Consider the following 18,501-nt stretch of genomic DNA (forward strand, 5'->3'; position numbering starts at 1 on the left):
TCGAGCTCTCATCGGGGCTGGGATCCGAATCCTGCGGGTGACATTCGTCTGGACAAGTCGCATTGCCGAGCCTCCTCAGGATCGCAGGCCGGGAGCGGCAGCAGCGCTTTAAGGCCTTGCATCGCGAGGAGAATATCGCGTGCGGTGGGGGCGCTGGCAAATAAGCTGTCTCAGACAGCGTCGCCTACTTCAACCCCGACAGCTTGCGTAGGTCGCTATTGATCTGCGTTTGCCAGCGGTCACCCCTCGCCTTGTAATGCTCGACGAGGTCTGCATCCAGCCGAATAGTAACGGATTTCTTGGTCCGCGCCATCGGCGGCCTGCCTCTCGCTTTCCGGGCCTTAGCAACCTCCTCGAAAAACGACGACGGCAACACCTGCCGGGCCGGGCGCAACGCGGCAATTTCCTCATTTGTCAATTCGGGGCTGTCGACGGCGTCCCAGTCTTGCTTGGTATAGCCGTTGCCGGGTTGAAATTCCTTCTTCGCCGGATATTTCATTGGAACGCCTCCCTTTCTCGCGCACTGGCCGGACGAAAGCTGATGATCGAAACTGCCTCCGATCCAAGTAGCCCATAGATGATGACGGCGGTGCCATCCTCGAAATAGCCGATTGCTTTGAACCTATTGCTGTAGGTTGGGGTGACAAGCGCGCTTTCCCAGTCGAAGAAAATGACATCGGCAAAATCCAGGCCGTGCTTATGCAGGTTAGCTACCCGCTTGCTTTCATCCCATTCGAAACGCATCGATCAGTCCGGCTTTTAACAATATGTATGTACGATATTTGATCCCGCAAGGCAAGATTATTGTACATACAAAAAAGAGATCGACAGAAGAAAATGCGCAGAAAACGAATTCAGTCACTTAATCGGTTGGGGCAATTCCAGTTTGTTCTCGGGACAGCTCGAGGTGAGCCGTTGATACCAATAGCCGGTTTAATTAGGCCCCTTTCTGTGCTCCCCTGCAGTGCTTGAGGAGACGACGGCGAACGGTTCAGCGACTTAAAATCAAGCCTTCCAAGCAACGTCACTATTCGAAGAGGAGGATCTTCCATGGATTACCGCAAGCTTGGCCACAGTGGAGCAATTGTAACCGCCTACTGCCTTGGCACCATGACGTTCGGCGCAGAGGCCGACGAAACTGCCTCGCACAAACTGCTCGACGATTACTTCGCCTGGGGCGGAAACTTCATCGACACAGCCGACGTCTACAGTGCCGGCAAGTCGGAAGAGATCATCGGAAGCTGGCTGAAGGCGCGCCCGAGCGAGGCAAAGCAAGCCGTGATCGCGACCAAGGGACGGTTTCCGATGGGGTCAGGTCCGAACGACATCGGCCTTTCGCGCCGCCACCTGAACCAGGCGCTCGACGCCTCTCTTTTGCGCCTCGGCGTCGAACATATCGATCTCTATCAGATGCATGCATGGGACGCACTGACCCCGATCGAGGAGACGCTGCGCTTCCTCGACGACGCAGTCTCTGCCGGAAAGATCGGCTACTACGGCTTCTCCAACTATGTCGGATGGCAGATCGCAAAGGCAACCGAAATCGCCAAGGCACGCGGCTACACTCGTCCGGTAACGCTGCAACCACAGTATAATCTGCTGGTGCGCGACATCGAACTGGAAATCGTCGCGGCATGCCAGGATGCCGGCATGGGTCTACTGCCGTGGTCGCCGCTCGGCGGCGGCTGGCTGACGGGCAAGTACCGGCGCGACCAGATGCCGACCGGTGCTACCCGCCTCGGGGAAAACCCGAGCCGCGGCATGGAATCTTACGCCCAGCGGAATGCGCAGGAGAGGACATGGGCGATCATCGAGACGGTAGAGGCGATCGCCAAGGCCCGTGGTGTCAGCATGGCACAGGTCGCCCTTGCCTGGACTGCGGCGCGACCGGTGGTAACATCCGTCATTCTCGGAGCGCGGACGAGCGAGCAGCTCGCAGACAATCTCGCTGCTGCAAAGCTTCTGCTTTCAGAAGAAGAAATGACGAAGCTTAGCGATGTCAGCCAGCCGCATGTGGCCGACTATCCCTATGGGGCTGGCGGCACAAACCAGCGCCATCGCAAGATCGAAGGCGGGCGGTAGGATTGGTGTGCGGCCGGAATTTTCCGGCCGCCTTGTTCTTCAGAGGCGCACGCCGCTCGCGTCGTCGAAGAGGTGCAGTTGCGATGGATCGACGGTCACGCCGACCGTTTCGCCTGCGCGTGCTGTACCGCGGCCCGTCTCGACGATCGTCAGCTCGGGGGTCGTCGCCGCCGTGACGAAGGTGGATGAGCCGGTGGATTCCACCACCGCGACAGGCACATCGAAGGTGCCCTGCCCGGGTGCGGTTACGCCGATATGCTCGGGACGAATGCCGGCAGTCACCTTGCGGCCCGGCTGGATCTGATGGTCGATCGCGATCTTGTGCTTCACGCTGCCGAGATCGATGGTCAGGCTCCTGCCGTCTTCGCCTGCTACCGCCGGGATGAAGTTCATGGCCGGTGAACCGATGAAACCTGCAACGAACTTGTTGGCGGGCTTGTCGTAGAGATCGAGAGGCTTGCCTTGCTGCTCGATCACGCCCTCGCGCATGACGACCACATGGTCGGCCATTGTCATGGCCTCGATCTGGTCGTGGGTGACATAGACCGAGGTGGCATGCAGACGGTCGTGCAGCGCCCGGATTTCCTTGCGCATGTGAACACGCAGTGCGGCATCGAGGTTGGAGAGGGGCTCATCGAACAGGAATGCTTTCGGATGGCGGATGATGGCGCGGCTCATTGCAACGCGCTGGCGCTGGCCGCCGGAAAGCTCGCGCGGGTAACGCTTCAACAGATGCGACAAGCCAGTTGTAGCAGCGACTTCCTCCGCCGCCTTTTTGGCTTGCGCCTTGGCGACGCCGCGAATGCGCAGGCTGTAGGTCAGGTTCTCCTCGACGGTCATGTGCGGATAGAGCGCGTAGGACTGGAAGACCATGGCGACATCGCGCTTGCGCGGCGGCACGTTGTTCATCAACTCGCCGGCGATCTTCAACTCACCCTCAGAGATACTCTCAAGGCCTGCGAGGGAACGAAGCAGTGTGGACTTGCCACAGCCGGACGGACCGACGAGTGCAACAAAGGTGCCCTTTGCGATCGACAGGTTGATGTTCTTCAGGGCATGGAACGCGCCGTAGTGCTTGTTGACGCCGCTGAGCTCGATCTGATTGGTCATTTAAGGGCTCCAGAGGTGAGGCCGGATACGATGCGGCGCTGCAAGAGAACGAAGATGGCGAGGATCGGCGTCACATACATCGTGGCGTAGGCCATGATGTTGTTCCACTCGTTGGTGTTCGGTCCCATGAAGGAGTTGAGACCGACACTCGCCGGCTGAAGCTCGGCAGCCTGGATCATCGACTTCGAGTAGACGAACTCACCGAATGCCTGCATGAAGATGAGGATGGCGCTGACGAGGATGCCATTGCGGGCAAGCGGCAGCACGATACTGAAGAAAGCACCGACGCGGCTGTTGCCATCGACGAGCGCGGCCTCCTCGAGTTCCATCGGCACCGCCATGAAGGTGGCGCGCACCAGGACGACGAAGAAGGGCATGCTCTTGGCGGCGATCGCGATGATGACGGCAAGGCGCGGATAGTCGAGCATGCCCAGTTGCGAGAAGCCGACGAAGATCGGGGTCACCATCAACGATGCCGGCAGGACCTGTAGCATCAGGATCATGAACAGACCGATATCGACCCAGACGTTGCGGTAGCGCGCCAGAACATAGGCGCAGCCGACGCCAAGAACGGTGATCAGGGTAACGGCGCCGACGGCGATGACCAGCGAGTTCCAGAGATACCGGCCCATGCCGCGGCTTTCCCAGACATAGCCGAAGGTTCCCCATTGCGGGTCGCCCGGCCAGAAGCTCGGGGGCGTTGCGAACATCTCGGACCCGCCCTTGAGGGCCGTGATGTACATCCAGTAGAGCGGGAACAGATAGATCGCCGCCATGAGGATGGCGATCACGAGCATAAGGCGGTTGCGTGTCGTATCGCTCATCCGCGCACCTCATGACGTGTGGAGCGGACATAGACGACCGAGGCGAACATGACGAAGATGATCATGATGACGGAGATGGTCGCGCCCTTGGCGAAATCATACTGGCGGAAGGACAGGTCCCAGGCCCAGTACTGCGTGACGTTGGACGAGTTGTTCGGGCCTCCCGAGGTGATGGCGGCAAAGAGATCGAACTGCTGCAGCGTGAAGATCAGCCCAAGTGCGATGATGGCGCCGATCGTGGAACGCATCATCGGCAGTGTGATCGTCCAGAAGCGTTGCCAGGCATTGGCACCGTCGAGTTCGGCGGCTTCATAGAGGTCACCGGGGATGCCGGACAGGCCGACCGACAGCAGGATCATGTTGAAGGCAGTCCCCAGCCAGACATTGGCGATGATGACCGCATAGAGCGAAAAATGCGGATCGGAGCGCCAGAAGATGTTGCTACTAATGATGCCGCTCTCCTTCAGGATGAAGTTGAGGACGCCGAAATCGCCCGAGAGAATCCAGTTCCAGATCGCTCCGACGACAAGGCCGGGCATGACCCAGGAAACGAGAAACAGGCCGCGCAGCCACGAGGCGCCGGGGAAATTGACCCAGAAGAACAGCGCCAGGCCAAATCCGATCAGAAACTGACCTGCGATCGAGCCGACGACGAAGATCACCGTATTGCCGAGGATCGGCCAGGTTTCCGGCTGGGCAAAGAGATCGGTATAGTTCTTGAAGCCGACGAAGGGGCGCGAGAAGGTTCCGAGGCTGAACATGTCAACCTCCTGGAAGCTCATCACCACATTGTAGATGAGCGGCAGTCCCGCCATCAGGAACAGGAAGGCCAGCGGAAAGGCGACCAGCGTGATATCGAAGCCGCGGCCGTCCCTGACGCTTGAAAGAATCCGTTTCATCGATCCTCCAATACTCCGAACGGGGCTGCCTGAAGCTTGCGCTGCAAGACAGCCCCTGCCGGGAGGAAATGGTAGGGATGGCCCGAAAGCCATCCGGTTATGCAGAGTGGATTAACCGAGCACGGCCTTGATCTTGTCGGCAGCCTGATCGAGCGCGTCCTTCGGGCTCATCTGGCCGGTCAGGGCAGCCTGGATCGCGTCCTGGATCGCCTTGGAGATCTTCGGCCATTGCGGATTCGGGCCGCGAGGCTTGGCGTACTTCAGCTGTTCGATGAAGACCTTCAGCGCCTCATCCTTGAGTTTCTCGCCGGTTTCCGGGATGGTGATGTCGGAACGGGCCGGAAGCTGGCCGTAGTTCTTGAACATCTTGTCGTCCTTCGAGGCAAAGAACTCCAGTGCCTTGAAGGCTTCGGCCGGATGCTTCGTGCTGGAGAAAATAGCCCAGTTGAAGTCGCCCATTGCCGAGGAACGCTCAGCGCCTTCCTTCGGAACCGGAAGCAGGGCAACGCCCCAGTCGAACTTCGCCTCCTTGGTCATTCGGTCGAGTTCCCAAGGACCGGAGATCGCCATCGCGGCATTGCCGGAGTTGAAGGTGCCGGTCGAATCCCACTGGCCGCGCGTCAAGGTGTCCGGAGAAGCAAGCTTCTCGTCCATGATCGTCTTCCAGGTTTCAAGCGCCTTGACCGCGCCCTCGGCATTGATGTTCTGATAACCGCCGCCCGCCATCTGGGCCCAGGGAAGGAACTGGAAGGTGCCTTCCTCGTTTGCCTTGGCCGAGAAGGCGAGACCATAGATGTTCTTTGCGGGGTCGGTCAGCTTGCGGGCATCCTCGACAAGCTCGTCCCAGGTCTGCGGCGGCTTGTTCGGGTCGAGGCCCTTCGCCTTGAACATGTCCTTGTTGTAGTAGAGCGCGATCGTGTTGGTCGCCTTCGGCACGCCGTAGTACTTGCCGTCCCATTCGACCGACTTCAGCGGACCAGGGAAGTAGTTTTCCGGCTTGATGACCGACGATCCCTTGATCATGTCGGTAATGTCGAGGAAGGCCCCGCGCGAAGAGAACATCGCGTGCTCGGGGTTGTCGACGGCGATGATGTCAGGGGCCTGGCCGGTGGCATAGGCGCGCATGGCCTCGGTGACGACATCATCGAACTGGATCAGACGATATTCGATCTTGATGCCATTGTTCTGGGCGTTGAATTCCTTGACGAGGTTCGGCGCCGGCTGGATGTCCTTGTCCAGCGACCAGAGGGTCAAGGTGACGTCTTCGGCCTTGGCGGCCAGGCCGAAGAGAGAAACGCCTGCGAGCGCCAAGGCGCCGATCATTGCAAACTTGCGGATACCCATAGTTCTCCTCCTTTGTGGTTATCCTGTCGGAAGCCGGCGATTCCTCCTCGCCGGCCGCGATGTCATCAAACCGGATCGACGACGAAATCGGCGCCCCGGGCATGCTTGAGATGGTTGAGCGCATAAACCTGACCGGTCATTTCCAGCGCGTCGCGATAAACCGGGTCGTGCCAGCCTTCGATATCGATCGAACCGGACCAGCCGGCAAGCCGCAATTCGGAGATGATGTCCGTCCAGTTGCTGTCGCCGAAGCCCGGCGTACGCATGAAGACGAACTTCTCCTTGCCGAAAATGCCATGTTCCTTGATGACGTCCCAGCGGATCGTCGCGTCCTTGCCGTGCACGTGGAAGATCTTCTTGGCCCACTTGCGGATCTGCGGCAGCGGCTCGATCAGATAGACCATCTGATGGCAGGGCTCCCACTCAAGGCCGATATGATCATCCGGCGTTTCGTTGAAGATCAGTTCCCAGGCATCCGGGTTGTGCGCGATGTTCCAGTCGCCGGTCGCCCAGTTGCCGTCCATGGCGCAGTTTTCGAACGCGATCTTGACGCCCTTGTCGGCGGCGCGCTTTGAAAGCTCGCTCCAGATTTCCTTATAGCGCGGCAGGCTGTCGGTCAGCGGCTTGTTGCGGATTCGACCGGTAAAGCCGGCAACGCAGGTTGCGCCGAAATGGTGAGCATTGTCGATGCAATCCTTCCAGCCCTGCAGCGTCTGCAGGTCGATGTCGGTCGTTTCCAGCGGATTGCCGAACATGCCGAGCGTCGAGATCGTGATGTCACGGTCACCGATGGCGTCGCGTGAGCGTTTGCCGAGTTCGGCCAGATCCTGGCCGTTGGTCGTCTGCCAGAAGAAGGGTTCGAAGCTTTCAAAGCCCATGTCGGCAATCTGGCCGATGCGCTTGTCGGCGCCGCCCTTGGAGGCGCTGACCATGGTGCCGATACGAATGGACTTGGCGGGGTTGCTCACAATCGCTTTCCTTATGCTGAAATTTCGATGCGCTTGCCGGTCTTGGCGCTTTCGATCGCGCCGAAGACCATGGCGAGGCTTCTGATATTGTCGGAGCTTGCGGTTTCGGGCCGCTTGCCTGTCTTGATCGCCTCGACGAAGCTTGCAATGACGCTGGCATGGCCGTGCGTTTCTTCTTCGTGCGCGGGCTCGGGAACGTTTACGGGCGTAAAGCCGTGCAGGAGGCCGGGATCCTTGCCGGCGACAGCTGCATTGAATACCTCGCCGCCATCCCAGGTCAGCATGCCCTTCGAGCCGACGAGACGCCATTCGCTTTCCCAGCTCGTGCGCTCACCTTCAGCGCACCAGGAGCCGCGATAGGTGAAGACGACGTCGTCGGAAAATTCAAAGGTGGCATTGGCGGATGCGCCGTGCTTGTACCAGGATCCGGTCGGATTGCGTTCGACGCAATAGACGGCAAGCGGCTTCTTGTCAGCGACATAGCGTGCTGCGTCGAAGGTATGGATTGCCATGTCGAGCAGAAGCACATTGTCCATCTCCTCGCGAAAACCGCCGAAATGCGGGCCGAGGAAGAAGTCGCAATGGATGGCGGTCAGGTCACCGATCGCCCCGCTCTCGACGAAGCGGCGCATGCGGCGGACACCGGAGATGAAGCGGCGGTTCTGGATGATGGCGTGGATCTTGCCGGTCTCGGCGGCGAGATCGATCAGCGCGGCTCCTTCCGCAAGCGAGGTCGCCATCGGCTTTTCGCTGAGAACATGGCAACCTCCCTTCAGCGCCGTCGAGACGACATTGAAACGGGCTGTCGGTATGACGACGTCGAATACGATGTCGGCCTTGGTCCTGGCGATGACGTCGGCAAGATCGCTGCCGATGACAGCGCCCTCAAGACCGAACTCGGCGGCAAGTRCTTCAGCGGCTGCCGGATTGACATCGACGAGGCCCTTGACCTCGATCGCGGCTGCGAGAGCCGGGGTTTCCTTGATGGCGCGCAACCAGCCTTTGGACATGGCTCCGCACCCGCATAGAACGGCATTCAAAATCACGATTTCCTCCGGTGGATCGTTTCCGGTTTTCCTCCCGAAACGCATCCCGTAAACGTTTACGATACTAAGCGGAAACGTTTCTTGGTGTCAATAGTGGTTCAAACAGTGCGAAATGCTGCGGAAAACACCTGCAAACCAAGGGCTTTAGATTAATACGTGCTGCACCGCAGCACGGAAAATATCTGACTGATTTCCCCGCGGTAAATGGCTTAGGACCTGCGCGTGTCCGGCCCGCCCGTTCCCGATGCGAGCGACAGAGAGCCCGCCTTAAGCACGGCGTTGGATTCGTCCATTGTATAAGTTCGATCTGCGCTGTTGACGGAGCGGTACGCGGGCAGCGTCACTAAGGCGGGAGGGTTGGCTCTCGGAAACAATTCCCCAAGGCTCTGCTCTCGCGCCCACTCAACGACTGTCCTTAAGGTTCTGAATACGTTGCTTGGCGCTATTGTTGGAAATATCACCCTTCTGCAGCATGGCGCACTTCCACGCCTCAATGTCCTTTCCCGTGAGAGTCACTACGTTGGGACTCTTCCGATGCGCAACAAATGCAGTAGCCGCTGCTCTGAACTTGCGCTCTGTCCCGCCCTTCATCGGCACCGCGTCCTTGCCTAAGGCCCGCTTCTCGACTTCCGCATCACCGCCTCGAACGTCAATTCGCCAGCACGTTCAGTAGGTGTGAGGTGGTCTGGAATAGGTGGGGGAGGGACTGGGCCTCGATTGGGCTCCGGCGCGTGGTCTGCTTGCGCTGTCTTTAAGAGTTGCTCACCGGCATGCGTGAAGACCTTGTGCAACCCGTTTGTCAGGCGAACGCGGCTATCGTCATCGGCAGGCCGTCCGCTTTACATGACTAGATTGTCAGCGGTATCTCGGTACCACTGTTGCAAGGCCCCGCGGTCGCCCGCAGAGATGCGCTCTTGCAAGGAGAGCCAAGAGCGCCAGACGCTTTCCTCTCCAGGCTCAGCAGTCCGCCGTTCGACAAGACGACGATAGGCCAGCCCCGCAAGGCCCACGATATCCTTGAAGGCCAGCGGCTGTGGTCCTTCGCGTAGCTCCCTGAACTCTCTATCCTTCTGAACGTCCATTTCCCTGCACAGGCGTAATTGCACAAGACCGGGAAGCGCGCAACGGGCGCGAGCATCCGTTGAGGAGTGCAAATCGTGCCTCCCGTTACAGCAGCCCTTTGACGCGAAAATCAGGAGCAAAGGTTGCAAGTGGCATGATGAGGGTCAACGGCTTTTCTTGTAGCGGTTCGGCTCCAAAAGAAGCGTACCAGTTGGCGGCGCGTTCGCTCTTTGCGTCGATAATGAGCAGGATACCACCGCCTTCACCGGCTAGGCGCAGGCAACGCAAGGCTGCTGCGGCAAGAAGTTGTCCTCCCAATCCCTGCCCCGCCATGGCGCGGTCTGTTGCAAGACGGGCAAGCTTGAAGCCGGGTACGTCATGGCGTGCCAGTCCCCTCGTCATTGATGCGGGTACGGTCTCATGCGCTACAGACGAGGGCGCTATAGTGTAAAAACCAAGGATGCGATTTGGTATTGCATTGTCGACAGCACAGAAGGTCTTGGCTGCATTCTGCTCATGGCTCTGTCGGGCAAAGCGTTGCAGAAACTCGTTCATCTGCGTATCGCCACAATCAAAGGAAACCCGATCATGAGATTTTTTGATCGGTTCCTCATGCCATTGCGGAATGCTCATAGAGTATCCGGCAACGCTGCGACAGCAGCACGCAACTTAGCATTCGGCTTGGGTGGGTTTTCCAGTAGATTGAGGATGCGCAGGTAGTCCCGTTCCGATACCTTGACGACTTCGGCTTTGGCAATCACCGCCTCTGCTTCTCGTAGTGCGGATTGTGTCACGAAATTGGTTAGGTCGGTATTGCTCAATGTGGCTGCCCGCAGCAACTTGGCCTTCGCTGTCGCTGCAATACGCAGGCTCATGCGCTCGTTATCTTCGATTGCTGCTCTTGGCATAGAAGCCTCCATTCATACTACTTCAAGAGTATGCGAATTGATGCTTCATGTCAAGCTGTACGCCTTCAATGTGTACGCCGTGAGATTCGCACTCGTGAAACTAGAAATTTCCACGCAGGGTACGCTCGATAAGAACCATTTTACAAATGCATATCGCGACCCGGTTTCGCATCGTGTGTCGCCAGACTAGTGCGAAGCTATGCCCCAAGCAGCATTCATCTTTGGTAACCCAAAATCGGTACACTCTACATGCAGGTGTTTGATGCCCACGGACACGTAACTCGATCTTGATCGAACTTTTGCCACAGCGAATTGAGATTGAATTGACGCTCAATGTGTTGAACGCGACAACGGAATGCAAGCCAGTGAAAGAGCTTCAGTTCCATTCCAAAAACTGGCGTGGCGAAACTTCTGTAAGAACCGCCCTGCCGCTCAAAGATGCAGAAAACGGCGAACGGGACTTTGCCCTTGTTGACATGCAATTTTTTGGAGAGTTCGAATTAGAAGAATGCTGACAACGCAATGATCATCGTTCCAATCTTCTTGGCGTGATCAGCCGTAGCGCCTCTTCGCCTATCTGGATCATGAGGCGAGAGGGGCCAGCGCAGGTAATAGAAACCATTACGCGACTTCAGCAAATAGGCCGGAATGAGCAAACCAATGTGTCTCCCTCGAACGGCTCACTGACCAAATCCAAGGTGCAAGGCCTTGATTTCAAAGGGAATGGTGGGCGATGAGAGACTCGAACTCCCGACATCCTCGGTGTAAACGAGGCGCTCTACCAACTGAGCTAATCGCCCTCGCGAAATCGGTCCCGTTTGGTCCGCCGCGTCGGTGGCCGTGATTTATGCGGATCGCGGGGAAACCGCAAGAGCGTTTGTGAAGATTTTTTTATTTTTTCGGAAGGGCTTTGCAGGGCTCGAACCACTAGGGGCCGACCAGGCCGATGCGCGGTGGTAAAAACCGCCTGCACTGGAAAGCGATGAGCAGGCCTTCCGACCACGCTGGAGACTATGCCTCCAGCGAAAAGGCGTCGCTCTCGCCCGGGACGAGCTCAAGGGGCCAGATCGTGTTGCGGGCACCCCTGGGATAATGCTCGGCGTAAGCCGGCATCGTCGCGAGCAAGGTCTCGGCGAGTTCGACGCCGAGATCGCGCAGTGACATGCGGAAGCAGGTTAGCGATGGCTGCAGAAATTTTCCGCGAGGTTCCTCACGAAAGCCAATAACGGCCAGATCTCGACCAGGAATGATGCCAGCCTCGGTCATGCGCCGGTAGAGACCAATCGCCATCAACTCGTAGATCAGAATGATGGCCGTCGGCTTGCCGTCGAGCCGTAGCATCTCATGACCGGCCTGATAGCCGCCCTGCTCGCTCGATTTGACGCGGATCACCAGCGACGGATCATAGGCTATGCCGTGGCGCTCCAGTGATTGGCGATAGGCATCGACGAAAATATAGCCGAGGTTGATGTCGTTGGATGGAGCCGCGATCGCGATACGGCGATGTCCCTTCGACACGAGACGATCGACAGCGCAGGCTGCAACACCCTCGAAGTCCAGATCGATCCAGGGGTGGCTTCCGCCGGAGGTGCTGCGGCCAAGCGCGACGAAGGGGATCTTGGCCTTCACCAGAAGATCGATGCGCTTGTCGACCCGCTGCGTCGCCGAGATGATCATCGCATCGACGATGCGTCGCGCGACCATGCGCTTGAGGTATTCATGCGGATCCTCGTCGTTTGGGCACGGCAACATCAACAGATCAAGTTTGTGACGGGACAGCACACTCTGCAGGCCACCAGTAACGCCGAGGAAGAAGTTGTCGCTGTTTTCGACCGTTTCCTTGCTGGACTCGATCATCAGGCCGATGACATTGGTCGTACCCTGGCGGAGGCTCCGGCCGGACTGGTTTGCCACATAACCCAGTTCCTCGGCCGCAGCGAGCACGCGCTTGCGGGTTTCCTCGTTGACGTCAGGCCTGTCGTTCAGCGCACGCGAAACCGTCCCGATCGAAATGTCGAGATGCTTGGCGAGTTGGCGAATTCCCTTCATTTGCGGCAATCTTCCTCCCGGATTGAACGCGGCAGGTCCCTATCTGCCACACAAAAACGTTTCCGGAAAGCGCGATTGCAACCGCAGCCGTAGCGTCAATTCTTGCTCAGGCAGCGGTCGACAGAGTTACTATCGCTGCCAAAGCGCCGGTGGCGGCTCCGACGGATTTCGCCAAGGCGTCGGGCATTCGCGCATGTCGTGACGGTGAAAACACTTGTAGCAATTCCGAAAGGCCGGCGCCGACAGTGCAACTGATCGCAATCAGCATCGGAGACTGCGAATAGCCAAGCACAAAGAAGAAGGCCATCGCCGCGAAAGCGAGGCTCCTGTCAAGATTGACGTGAGTGATCGTCCGCGGACGCAGCCTTATGGGAGCGATCGTCACTAACAGGATGAACACAAGCAGTACCCATGCGATTGCTTGGGCAACGACGACGAAGGTCAGGCCGCTGGCAATTTGGTCGGACACGTCGGACATCCTGTCGTCGCCGGTTTGCAAGAAAGTGCAAATTACAGCTATGCGAAGAAAACGAAAGCCTCAAGAATACCGTGCATCTGCAAAACCTTCGGCATCTATTGAAGAGCACCGTCCTTTCGTGAAAGGCAGTCATCACACCCATCGCCAGCAAATATTCAGCGAGTTGTCATTCAGATGACTGTACGCTCGTTCTCGGGCCAGTAGACGTCCGTCATCTGTAGAGGAATTGCGCAGAATCGGAGAGTGCAGGAAAGCCGTGGGCGAAACGGACGCATCGCGTACGCACCTTGCAAACACTTGCAAAGGCTGACGAGCTAGTAGGCGTTGTGGCGGCCAATCACAGTGCCCATCGTCATGAAGACTATTTTCACGTCGAGCCACAGTGACCAGTTATTGATGTACCAGATGTCGTGGCGAACGCGGTCAGCCATGCGATCCACGGTCGGAGTTTCGCCTCGGCACCCGTTGATCTGGGCCCAGCCTGTCAGGCCCGGCTTGACGTGACGGCGGGACGCGTATTGGGCAATAAGCGCTCCGTAAAGGTCATCGTGCGCCAACGCATGCGGACGCGGGCCAACCACCGACATGTCACCTTGAAGGACGTTCCAGAATTGAGGGAGTTCATCCAGGCTCGTTGACCGAATGAAGCCGCCAACGCGGGTCACGCGAGGATCATTGCGTGTCGCCTGACGAACGTCGGCGGCATTTTCCATGACAGACATGCTACGAAACTTGAGGATACGAAAAGTCCGGCCGTTATATCCTTTTCGGGACTGCGCAAAGAAAATCGGTCCCGGACTGTCGAGCTTGATGGCGACGGCAACCGCAGCGCAGATCGGGAACATGACCACCAGCGCGCCTATCGAGAAGGCGATGTCGAACGCTCTCTTCAACCCGCGTTCGTAAAGCTCGAGCGGTGGGCGGTGGGTCTGAAATACGCGCCGTTCTCCGACCGTCTGCGCGAAGCCCTCGACGACATCACCGACCACTCCGCCGAACATGACGTTTACCGGCACACAGAACTGGCGCAGGGTGTTCAGACACTCCTCGAGCGCCCGCAAATTGCCGTAGTCACTCCAGGCAACCAAGACCTCATCGACATCGCCTATGCCGCTCTTCACATAAGCGTCGCTCGTGGAAGCCAGCGAATGATCACCTTCGGAAATTCGCATCGTGTGCTCTACGGAGAGACCGCTGAGTGCTGCACGTTGAACGACCGGTTCCGTCGACATCCCGCCTGGGCATACAAGCAGGACCCGACGGGTGGGGAACACCGCGCGCGCCATCGCCCTATTAAGGTAGCGATACCAGAACAACCGCAACGCCGTCAGTCCGCTTAAAGAGAGGGCCGCACTTGTGGCGATTGCGCCCAGCGATATCGCCATGTCGATCTTGAGGAACAGGATGACTGCGAAAAGGAAGAACAGGGCGGCGGGGAGAAACGCGACGATCAGCAACAATTGGCGACGGAAGGAGAACATTTCGCTTGGTCGATAAGCGTGGACGCTGAACATCGCCAGTACGAAAATCGTTGCCACAAGCAAACCGATCCCGATGTAGCGTGACGGGTCAGCCAGGGTGCCGTAGGTCATCTGCTCATAGAACAAATGCCCTGCGGCGCTCGCCGCAAGGAGGACGACAAAATCGAACGCCGCTGCGATGCAGGTAATCGCGATGCTGTGGAAGCCGAACCATTTCCGGTCGCTCTTGACGGAAAGATGCGGGCCCCAGTTCTGTTCGACTGGAATGGTCATGAAGCACACCCTCAACCCTGCCGTATAGTTAGCATGGGTTAAACGTGTCCAACAATTATCCTCAGATACGCCTTATTGCGTAACGTTGAGACAATGCCTGAATATATATCGAAGCACGGAAAGTATAGTTTCGTAATACGCAGCACAGATTGTATTTTTCGAATGGGTTTCTATTAATTTGTATTTGCGCCAGTCGGCTAATCCAGATCTGTTGTTTTCAATCGGCTCACTTTCGCCTGTGGTTATGAGAGATCGGCTTTAGGTGCGCCTAATTCGTCGCCGACCTGCGCCATGTTTGCCGAGCGGAAGCCAAGTCGTTGGTGCCGGGATCGTCGTCGARCCTGAAAATACTTAGTTTGCTGGGCAACCCGCCGGCCTTGCCTATCGCGGTACGTCAAGCTTGTTGACGGCGAACTGATAGTTGCTGCCGGTGCCCGCGCGGGTGACCACCAGCTTGCGTGTCCTTGTTGTGATACGCGCAAAATTCCCGTCCGTCGTAATTGACCGTGCGATCGAAATCTTGAAGGAGTCTTCGCCCGGGAATTTTTCCGGGCATGCCTTGCCACCGATGCCATACATGCGCGTGCCGCCTTTTTCGTAACGTTGCAGAATGGGCCGGCCGCCCGGGTCGGCAAGAACCTTGCAGCCTGGAGCATTTGGTACCGGAACCATCCGATACCAGGGGCTGTCACCGAAAGCGCTGAGCACGGATAATGACAGCAGGGCGGAGGCGACAAGAGATAGTCTCAGCATGGCCCGGCTCCTTCGTTGCCAACCCTGCAAAGGTATATTAGCAAACGCTGATCGACAAGATTCATCCGGGTTTCGGAAGAGACCCTGGGGCCTTGCAGGTGTCCCTACCCCTTCACGGCGCCAGCGGTCATTGAGCCGGAAATCTGCCTGTACATGACGAGACCGAGCACCGCAGGCGGCAGCGCGCCGAGCATCATGACGGCCGATGCGGTTCCCCACTGCACCCCGCCTCCGCTGGCGGCAAAAAAGAAGGAGGCGCCGACGGTCATCGGAACGGCCTGGCTGGTCGTCAGCATGAGGCCAAACAGGAACTCGTTCCAGGCGGTGATGAAGCCGAAGATGAAGGTGGTCACCAATGCCGGCCTGACGACGGGCCGGATGATCATCAGCATCACTTGCCAGGAGCTGGCACCATCCACCTTCGCTGCTTCGTCAAGTTCCAGGGGCACGTCGGAAATGGCATTGACCATGATGACGAGCGCAAGTGGCGTATTGACAATCGTCAAGATCAGGCCCAGCCCAAGCCGAGTATCCAGGAGGCCAAGCCATTGATACATCATATAAAGCGGGATCGCGAAAATGATCAGTGGCACGGCCCGCAGGTTTATGATGACAGGCAACAGGGTGCGCTTGCCCGCCTCGCTTCGAGCAATGGCATAGGCCGCCGGGAAGGCCAGAAGGATCGCAAGGCTCGTTCCGATGAGCGAGGCAATCGTACTGTTGAAGAGATACGAGTAAATGTTGAACCGATCCGTGTGTGTCAGAACCTGAAGGTAGTTCTCAAGTGTCGGCTGGCTTATCCAGAGACCGGGATTGATTGATAGTTCACTCGCGCTCTTCAACGAGGTGACGAGTGTAACGATGACCGGAAAGTTCATTGCGAGCGTAGCAATTGCAAAGACGAGCCAACGAGCAGTGTTCAGCATCGCTATCTCCTCCTGCGACCGGCAAGCCAGTTGAGACCATAGAGCACCGCAAGCGAGGCGACGAACAGCATGACGGATGCCGCAACCGCCTTGCCGATGGCGCCCTCCTTGAAAAACGCCTGGTAGATGTAGATCGAAAGCGATGTCGTTGATCCCCCGGCGCCACTGCCGGTCAGCGCATAAACGTTGTCGAATACGCGAAAGCCATCGATGAAGCGGATGAAGAAGGCGATGACGAGTGTGGGAAGCATCAGCGGCAGTTCGATCCACCACAGGATCTTGAACCAGGGGGCGCCGTCGAGCTCGGCCGCTTCCCGCACATCGAGCGGTATCGCAACGTAGGCCATATAAAAGAGCAGAAAGGCAAACGGCGTCCACTGCAGCGTTTCGACGACGATCAGCGTGCGAAAGGCATTATTGATGTCGAGGAAGGCCGGGCTGTCACCGAACCACAGGAAAAGATAATAGGGCACCGGCCCGGCAAACTCATGCAGCACAAGCCGATACATCAGGCCGATCATGGCGGGAGCGACCATCAATGGCAGCATCAACGGCGCCATCAGAAACGATCGCTTCGCAAGCAGTGGCGCAAGGAAGATCGCRAGGAACAGGCCGATCAGGCATTCGGCAAGCGCGGTCAGGATGCCAAAGCGCATCGAGAAAGATACAGACTGCCAGAACTCTCGGTCTACCAGCACTGATGCGTAGTTGCTAAGCCCGCTGAGGCTTGGACTGCGCAGGTTCTCGAAGCTGACAGTAGAGACCGAGTAGATGAGGTTGACGAGCGCGGGAAAGCCCAGAAAGAGAAGCAGGAATGCCACAAGCGGTGCGAGATAAGCTCTGCCTTCGGCACGTTTTACAATAGCCATTATGGTCCGCCGGGTGTGCCGGCGCCAGGTGAAACCTGACGCCGGGCTCGTCCTACTTCTTCAGGAGATCCTGCATGCCCGTCTTCAAATGGGCAAGCGCGTCGTCGAGGCCCTGTTGGCCCGCCCAGTAGCCCGTGAATTCCTTTGCCTGAAGTTCATAGACCGACAAGGCATTGGCGGAGGTGGCGCCGTTCATCACATAGCCATACTTGCTCGCGAATTCGCCGAGTTTGACGAGATCAGGACGCTCGCTGGCGACCTTGGCGACGACTTCGGGCGAAAGGGCCGGAGAACCACCGCTTTTGGCATAGAGAAGTGCGGCATCCTCGCTTGCCAGCCATTTCAGGAACTTGGTCGCACCTTCCTTGTTCTTGGCATTCTTGTTAAGGCCAAGCCCGAGGCCGTGGATGTGATCGGCGCGGCCGTCGGGGCCAGCGGGCGGCGCGACGATGCCGGTCACTCCGGCAACGGCCGGCGACTTTTCAGCGTTGGTCAGATCGGCCGCTGCTGCATTCCATTGCAGCGCAGTTGCAGCCTGGCCGGAGCCATAGGCGGCATTGGTCTCGGCGTACTCGTAGCTCAGCGAATCCTTCGGGGAAGCGCCTGCATCATAGAGCTTCTTGTAGAGCTCGAGGCCGGTTTTGTACGCATCGGAATCGACCGTGATCTTGCCGTCCTTGTCCATCCAGTTGCCGCCATAGGAGCGTGGCAGGGATTGGAAGACCATCATGTTGAAAAGCAGGTTCTTCATCTGCAGGACAGTGCCGTAGCGCACGGGACTTGCCGAATTCGCCTGCTTGCTGAAATAGAGCGCAGTTGCTGCCCAATCGTCCCAGGTCCAGCTGTCGGGGTCCTTCGGCTGGAGTTCCTTGCCGAGGAATTTCTGAGCGGTTTCCCCGTAGGCCTTCTTCGCCGCCTCGTCCTTCATCAGGGCGTCGATGAGATCCTTGCGATAGTACATGAAGTGCAGGGAAAGGTCTGTCGGCACGCCATACTGCTTGCCATCGAACTGCATCGTCTTGAGGACGGATTCACCAAACACCTTTGCTGCGTCCGAGCCCAGTTCGACAGGCTCCATGTAAGGCGCGTAACGGCCGATCGAATAAGTGGCAACCAGATTGACGTCGAAGGCATCGGAGCCAGCGGCCATGTCGGCCTGCAGCTTGTCGAAGAAGCCATCGCGATTGAAGAACAGCAACTGCACCTTGTCGGCGTCGCTGATGCCGGCCTTAGCATTATAGGCTTCGACCGTAGCTCTGAGCGCGGTTTCCTCCGAGCCGCCGGGCCAGCCGAGCACCGTTACAGTCGCGTTTGCCATGCCCGGCAGTGCGACGCTCGCAAGGAGCGCAGCCAGTGCCGGAAGAGACCTGGTTATGGATTTCATCGTCGTTCCCTTTCTTTTGTCAGGTTTCATGCCATTCGCTCGCCG

19 protein-coding genes and 1 tRNA gene are annotated in these 18,501 nt (G+C 58.0%); 2 read left to right on the forward strand and 18 right to left on the reverse strand.

What is annotated here, in order from left to right; translation table 11 throughout:
- Positions 1–184: 184 nt before the first annotated feature.
- Together AC1DE4_RS06505 and AC1DE4_RS06510 are read right to left on the reverse strand one after the other, a co-directional pair.
- A complete protein-coding gene (locus tag AC1DE4_RS06505; RefSeq protein ID WP_477880581.1) occupies positions 185–499 on the reverse strand; it encodes a BrnA antitoxin family protein in 315 nt (104 codons plus the stop codon).
- Positions 496–744: a BrnT family toxin gene (locus AC1DE4_RS06510; protein ID WP_477880583.1), complete on the reverse strand. Its 249-nt coding sequence runs from the start codon at positions 742–744 to the stop codon at positions 496–498. Before AC1DE4_RS06510 ends, AC1DE4_RS06505 begins: the two co-directional genes overlap by 4 nt.
- A gap of 306 nt (positions 745–1,050) precedes the next feature.
- On the opposite strand from AC1DE4_RS06510, the gene AC1DE4_RS06515 reads away from it, so the two are divergent.
- Positions 1,051–2,082, forward strand: coding sequence for an aldo/keto reductase (locus AC1DE4_RS06515; protein WP_018856676.1), 1,032 nt, complete (start codon positions 1,051–1,053; stop codon positions 2,080–2,082).
- Positions 2,083–2,121: 39 nt separating this feature from the next.
- Here the strand turns inward: AC1DE4_RS06515 and AC1DE4_RS06520 are convergent, their stop codons facing one another.
- The 8 genes from AC1DE4_RS06520 to AC1DE4_RS06555 all read right to left on the reverse strand — a co-directional run bounded on the left by AC1DE4_RS06520 (position 2,122) and on the right by AC1DE4_RS06555 (position 10,243).
- On the reverse strand, positions 2,122–3,192 hold the full coding sequence (locus tag AC1DE4_RS06520) for an ABC transporter ATP-binding protein (protein WP_192240006.1): 1,071 nt from the start codon (positions 3,190–3,192) through the stop codon (positions 2,122–2,124).
- Positions 3,189–4,016, reverse strand: coding sequence for a carbohydrate ABC transporter permease (locus tag AC1DE4_RS06525; protein ID WP_018856678.1), 828 nt, complete (start codon positions 4,014–4,016; stop codon positions 3,189–3,191). Before AC1DE4_RS06525 ends, AC1DE4_RS06520 begins: the two co-directional genes overlap by 4 nt.
- Positions 4,013–4,915, reverse strand: a complete 903-nt coding sequence (locus AC1DE4_RS06530; RefSeq protein ID WP_018856679.1) for a carbohydrate ABC transporter permease — start codon at positions 4,913–4,915, stop codon at positions 4,013–4,015. Before AC1DE4_RS06530 ends, AC1DE4_RS06525 begins: the two co-directional genes overlap by 4 nt.
- 111 nt (positions 4,916–5,026) lie before the next feature.
- Positions 5,027–6,259 carry an ABC transporter substrate-binding protein gene (locus AC1DE4_RS06535; protein WP_477880586.1) on the reverse strand — a complete coding sequence of 411 codons (1,233 nt, stop codon included), beginning with the start codon at positions 6,257–6,259 and terminating at the stop codon, positions 5,027–5,029.
- Between the two features lie 65 nt (positions 6,260–6,324).
- Positions 6,325–7,227 (reverse strand): sugar phosphate isomerase/epimerase family protein, encoded by a 903-nt coding sequence (locus tag AC1DE4_RS06540; RefSeq protein WP_025658231.1) that lies wholly within the window; start codon positions 7,225–7,227, stop codon positions 6,325–6,327.
- 11 nt (positions 7,228–7,238) lie between these two features.
- Positions 7,239–8,318, reverse strand: a complete 1,080-nt coding sequence (locus AC1DE4_RS06545) for a Gfo/Idh/MocA family protein (protein ID WP_477880588.1) — start codon at positions 8,316–8,318, stop codon at positions 7,239–7,241.
- A gap of 1,122 nt (positions 8,319–9,440) precedes the next feature.
- Positions 9,441–9,968, reverse strand: a complete 528-nt coding sequence (locus tag AC1DE4_RS06550) for a GNAT family N-acetyltransferase (protein WP_477880590.1) — start codon at positions 9,966–9,968, stop codon at positions 9,441–9,443.
- Positions 9,965–10,243 carry a type II toxin-antitoxin system TacA family antitoxin gene (locus tag AC1DE4_RS06555; RefSeq protein WP_477880592.1) on the reverse strand — a complete coding sequence of 93 codons (279 nt, stop codon included), beginning with the start codon at positions 10,241–10,243 and terminating at the stop codon, positions 9,965–9,967. The genes AC1DE4_RS06550 and AC1DE4_RS06555 overlap by 4 nt, the downstream gene beginning before the upstream one ends.
- A 287-nt stretch (positions 10,244–10,530) precedes the next feature.
- Between AC1DE4_RS06555 and AC1DE4_RS06560 the strand changes: the two genes are divergently transcribed.
- Entirely contained in the window at positions 10,531–10,758 is a 228-nt protein-coding gene (locus tag AC1DE4_RS06560) for a hypothetical protein (protein WP_477880594.1), read from the forward strand.
- Between the two features lie 209 nt (positions 10,759–10,967).
- Here the strand turns inward: AC1DE4_RS06560 and AC1DE4_RS06565 are convergent.
- The 8 genes from AC1DE4_RS06565 to AC1DE4_RS06600 form a co-directional block, all read right to left on the reverse strand.
- Positions 10,968–11,043 (reverse strand) — tRNA-Val (locus AC1DE4_RS06565).
- Between the two features lie 211 nt (positions 11,044–11,254).
- Positions 11,255–12,292, reverse strand: a complete 1,038-nt coding sequence (locus AC1DE4_RS06570) for a LacI family DNA-binding transcriptional regulator (RefSeq protein ID WP_477880596.1) — start codon at positions 12,290–12,292, stop codon at positions 11,255–11,257.
- Positions 12,293–12,398: 106 nt separating this feature from the next.
- Positions 12,399–12,770: a VanZ family protein gene (locus AC1DE4_RS06575; protein WP_477880598.1), complete on the reverse strand. Its 372-nt coding sequence runs from the start codon at positions 12,768–12,770 to the stop codon at positions 12,399–12,401.
- Between the two features lie 314 nt (positions 12,771–13,084).
- Complete coding sequence (locus AC1DE4_RS06580; protein WP_477880600.1) at positions 13,085–14,524, reverse strand: exopolysaccharide biosynthesis polyprenyl glycosylphosphotransferase; 1,440 nt, start codon at positions 14,522–14,524, stop codon at positions 13,085–13,087.
- 381 nt (positions 14,525–14,905) lie between these two features.
- Positions 14,906–15,277, reverse strand: coding sequence for a hypothetical protein (locus AC1DE4_RS06585; RefSeq protein ID WP_113113174.1), 372 nt, complete (start codon positions 15,275–15,277; stop codon positions 14,906–14,908).
- 104 nt (positions 15,278–15,381) lie between these two features.
- The gene (locus tag AC1DE4_RS06590) at positions 15,382–16,203 is read right to left on the reverse strand and encodes a carbohydrate ABC transporter permease (RefSeq protein ID WP_477880602.1); all 822 of its coding nucleotides are present in this window, start codon (positions 16,201–16,203) and stop codon (positions 15,382–15,384) included.
- Between the two features lie 2 nt (positions 16,204–16,205).
- Positions 16,206–17,072 (reverse strand): carbohydrate ABC transporter permease, encoded by an 867-nt coding sequence (locus AC1DE4_RS06595; RefSeq protein ID WP_477880604.1) that lies wholly within the window; start codon positions 17,070–17,072, stop codon positions 16,206–16,208.
- 52 nt (positions 17,073–17,124) lie between these two features.
- Positions 17,125–18,456 carry an extracellular solute-binding protein gene (locus tag AC1DE4_RS06600; RefSeq protein WP_477880606.1) on the reverse strand — a complete coding sequence of 444 codons (1,332 nt, stop codon included), beginning with the start codon at positions 18,454–18,456 and terminating at the stop codon, positions 17,125–17,127.
- Positions 18,457–18,501 lie beyond the last annotated feature (45 nt).

The organism is Rhizobium sp. 10N414 (genome assembly GCF_056394785.1).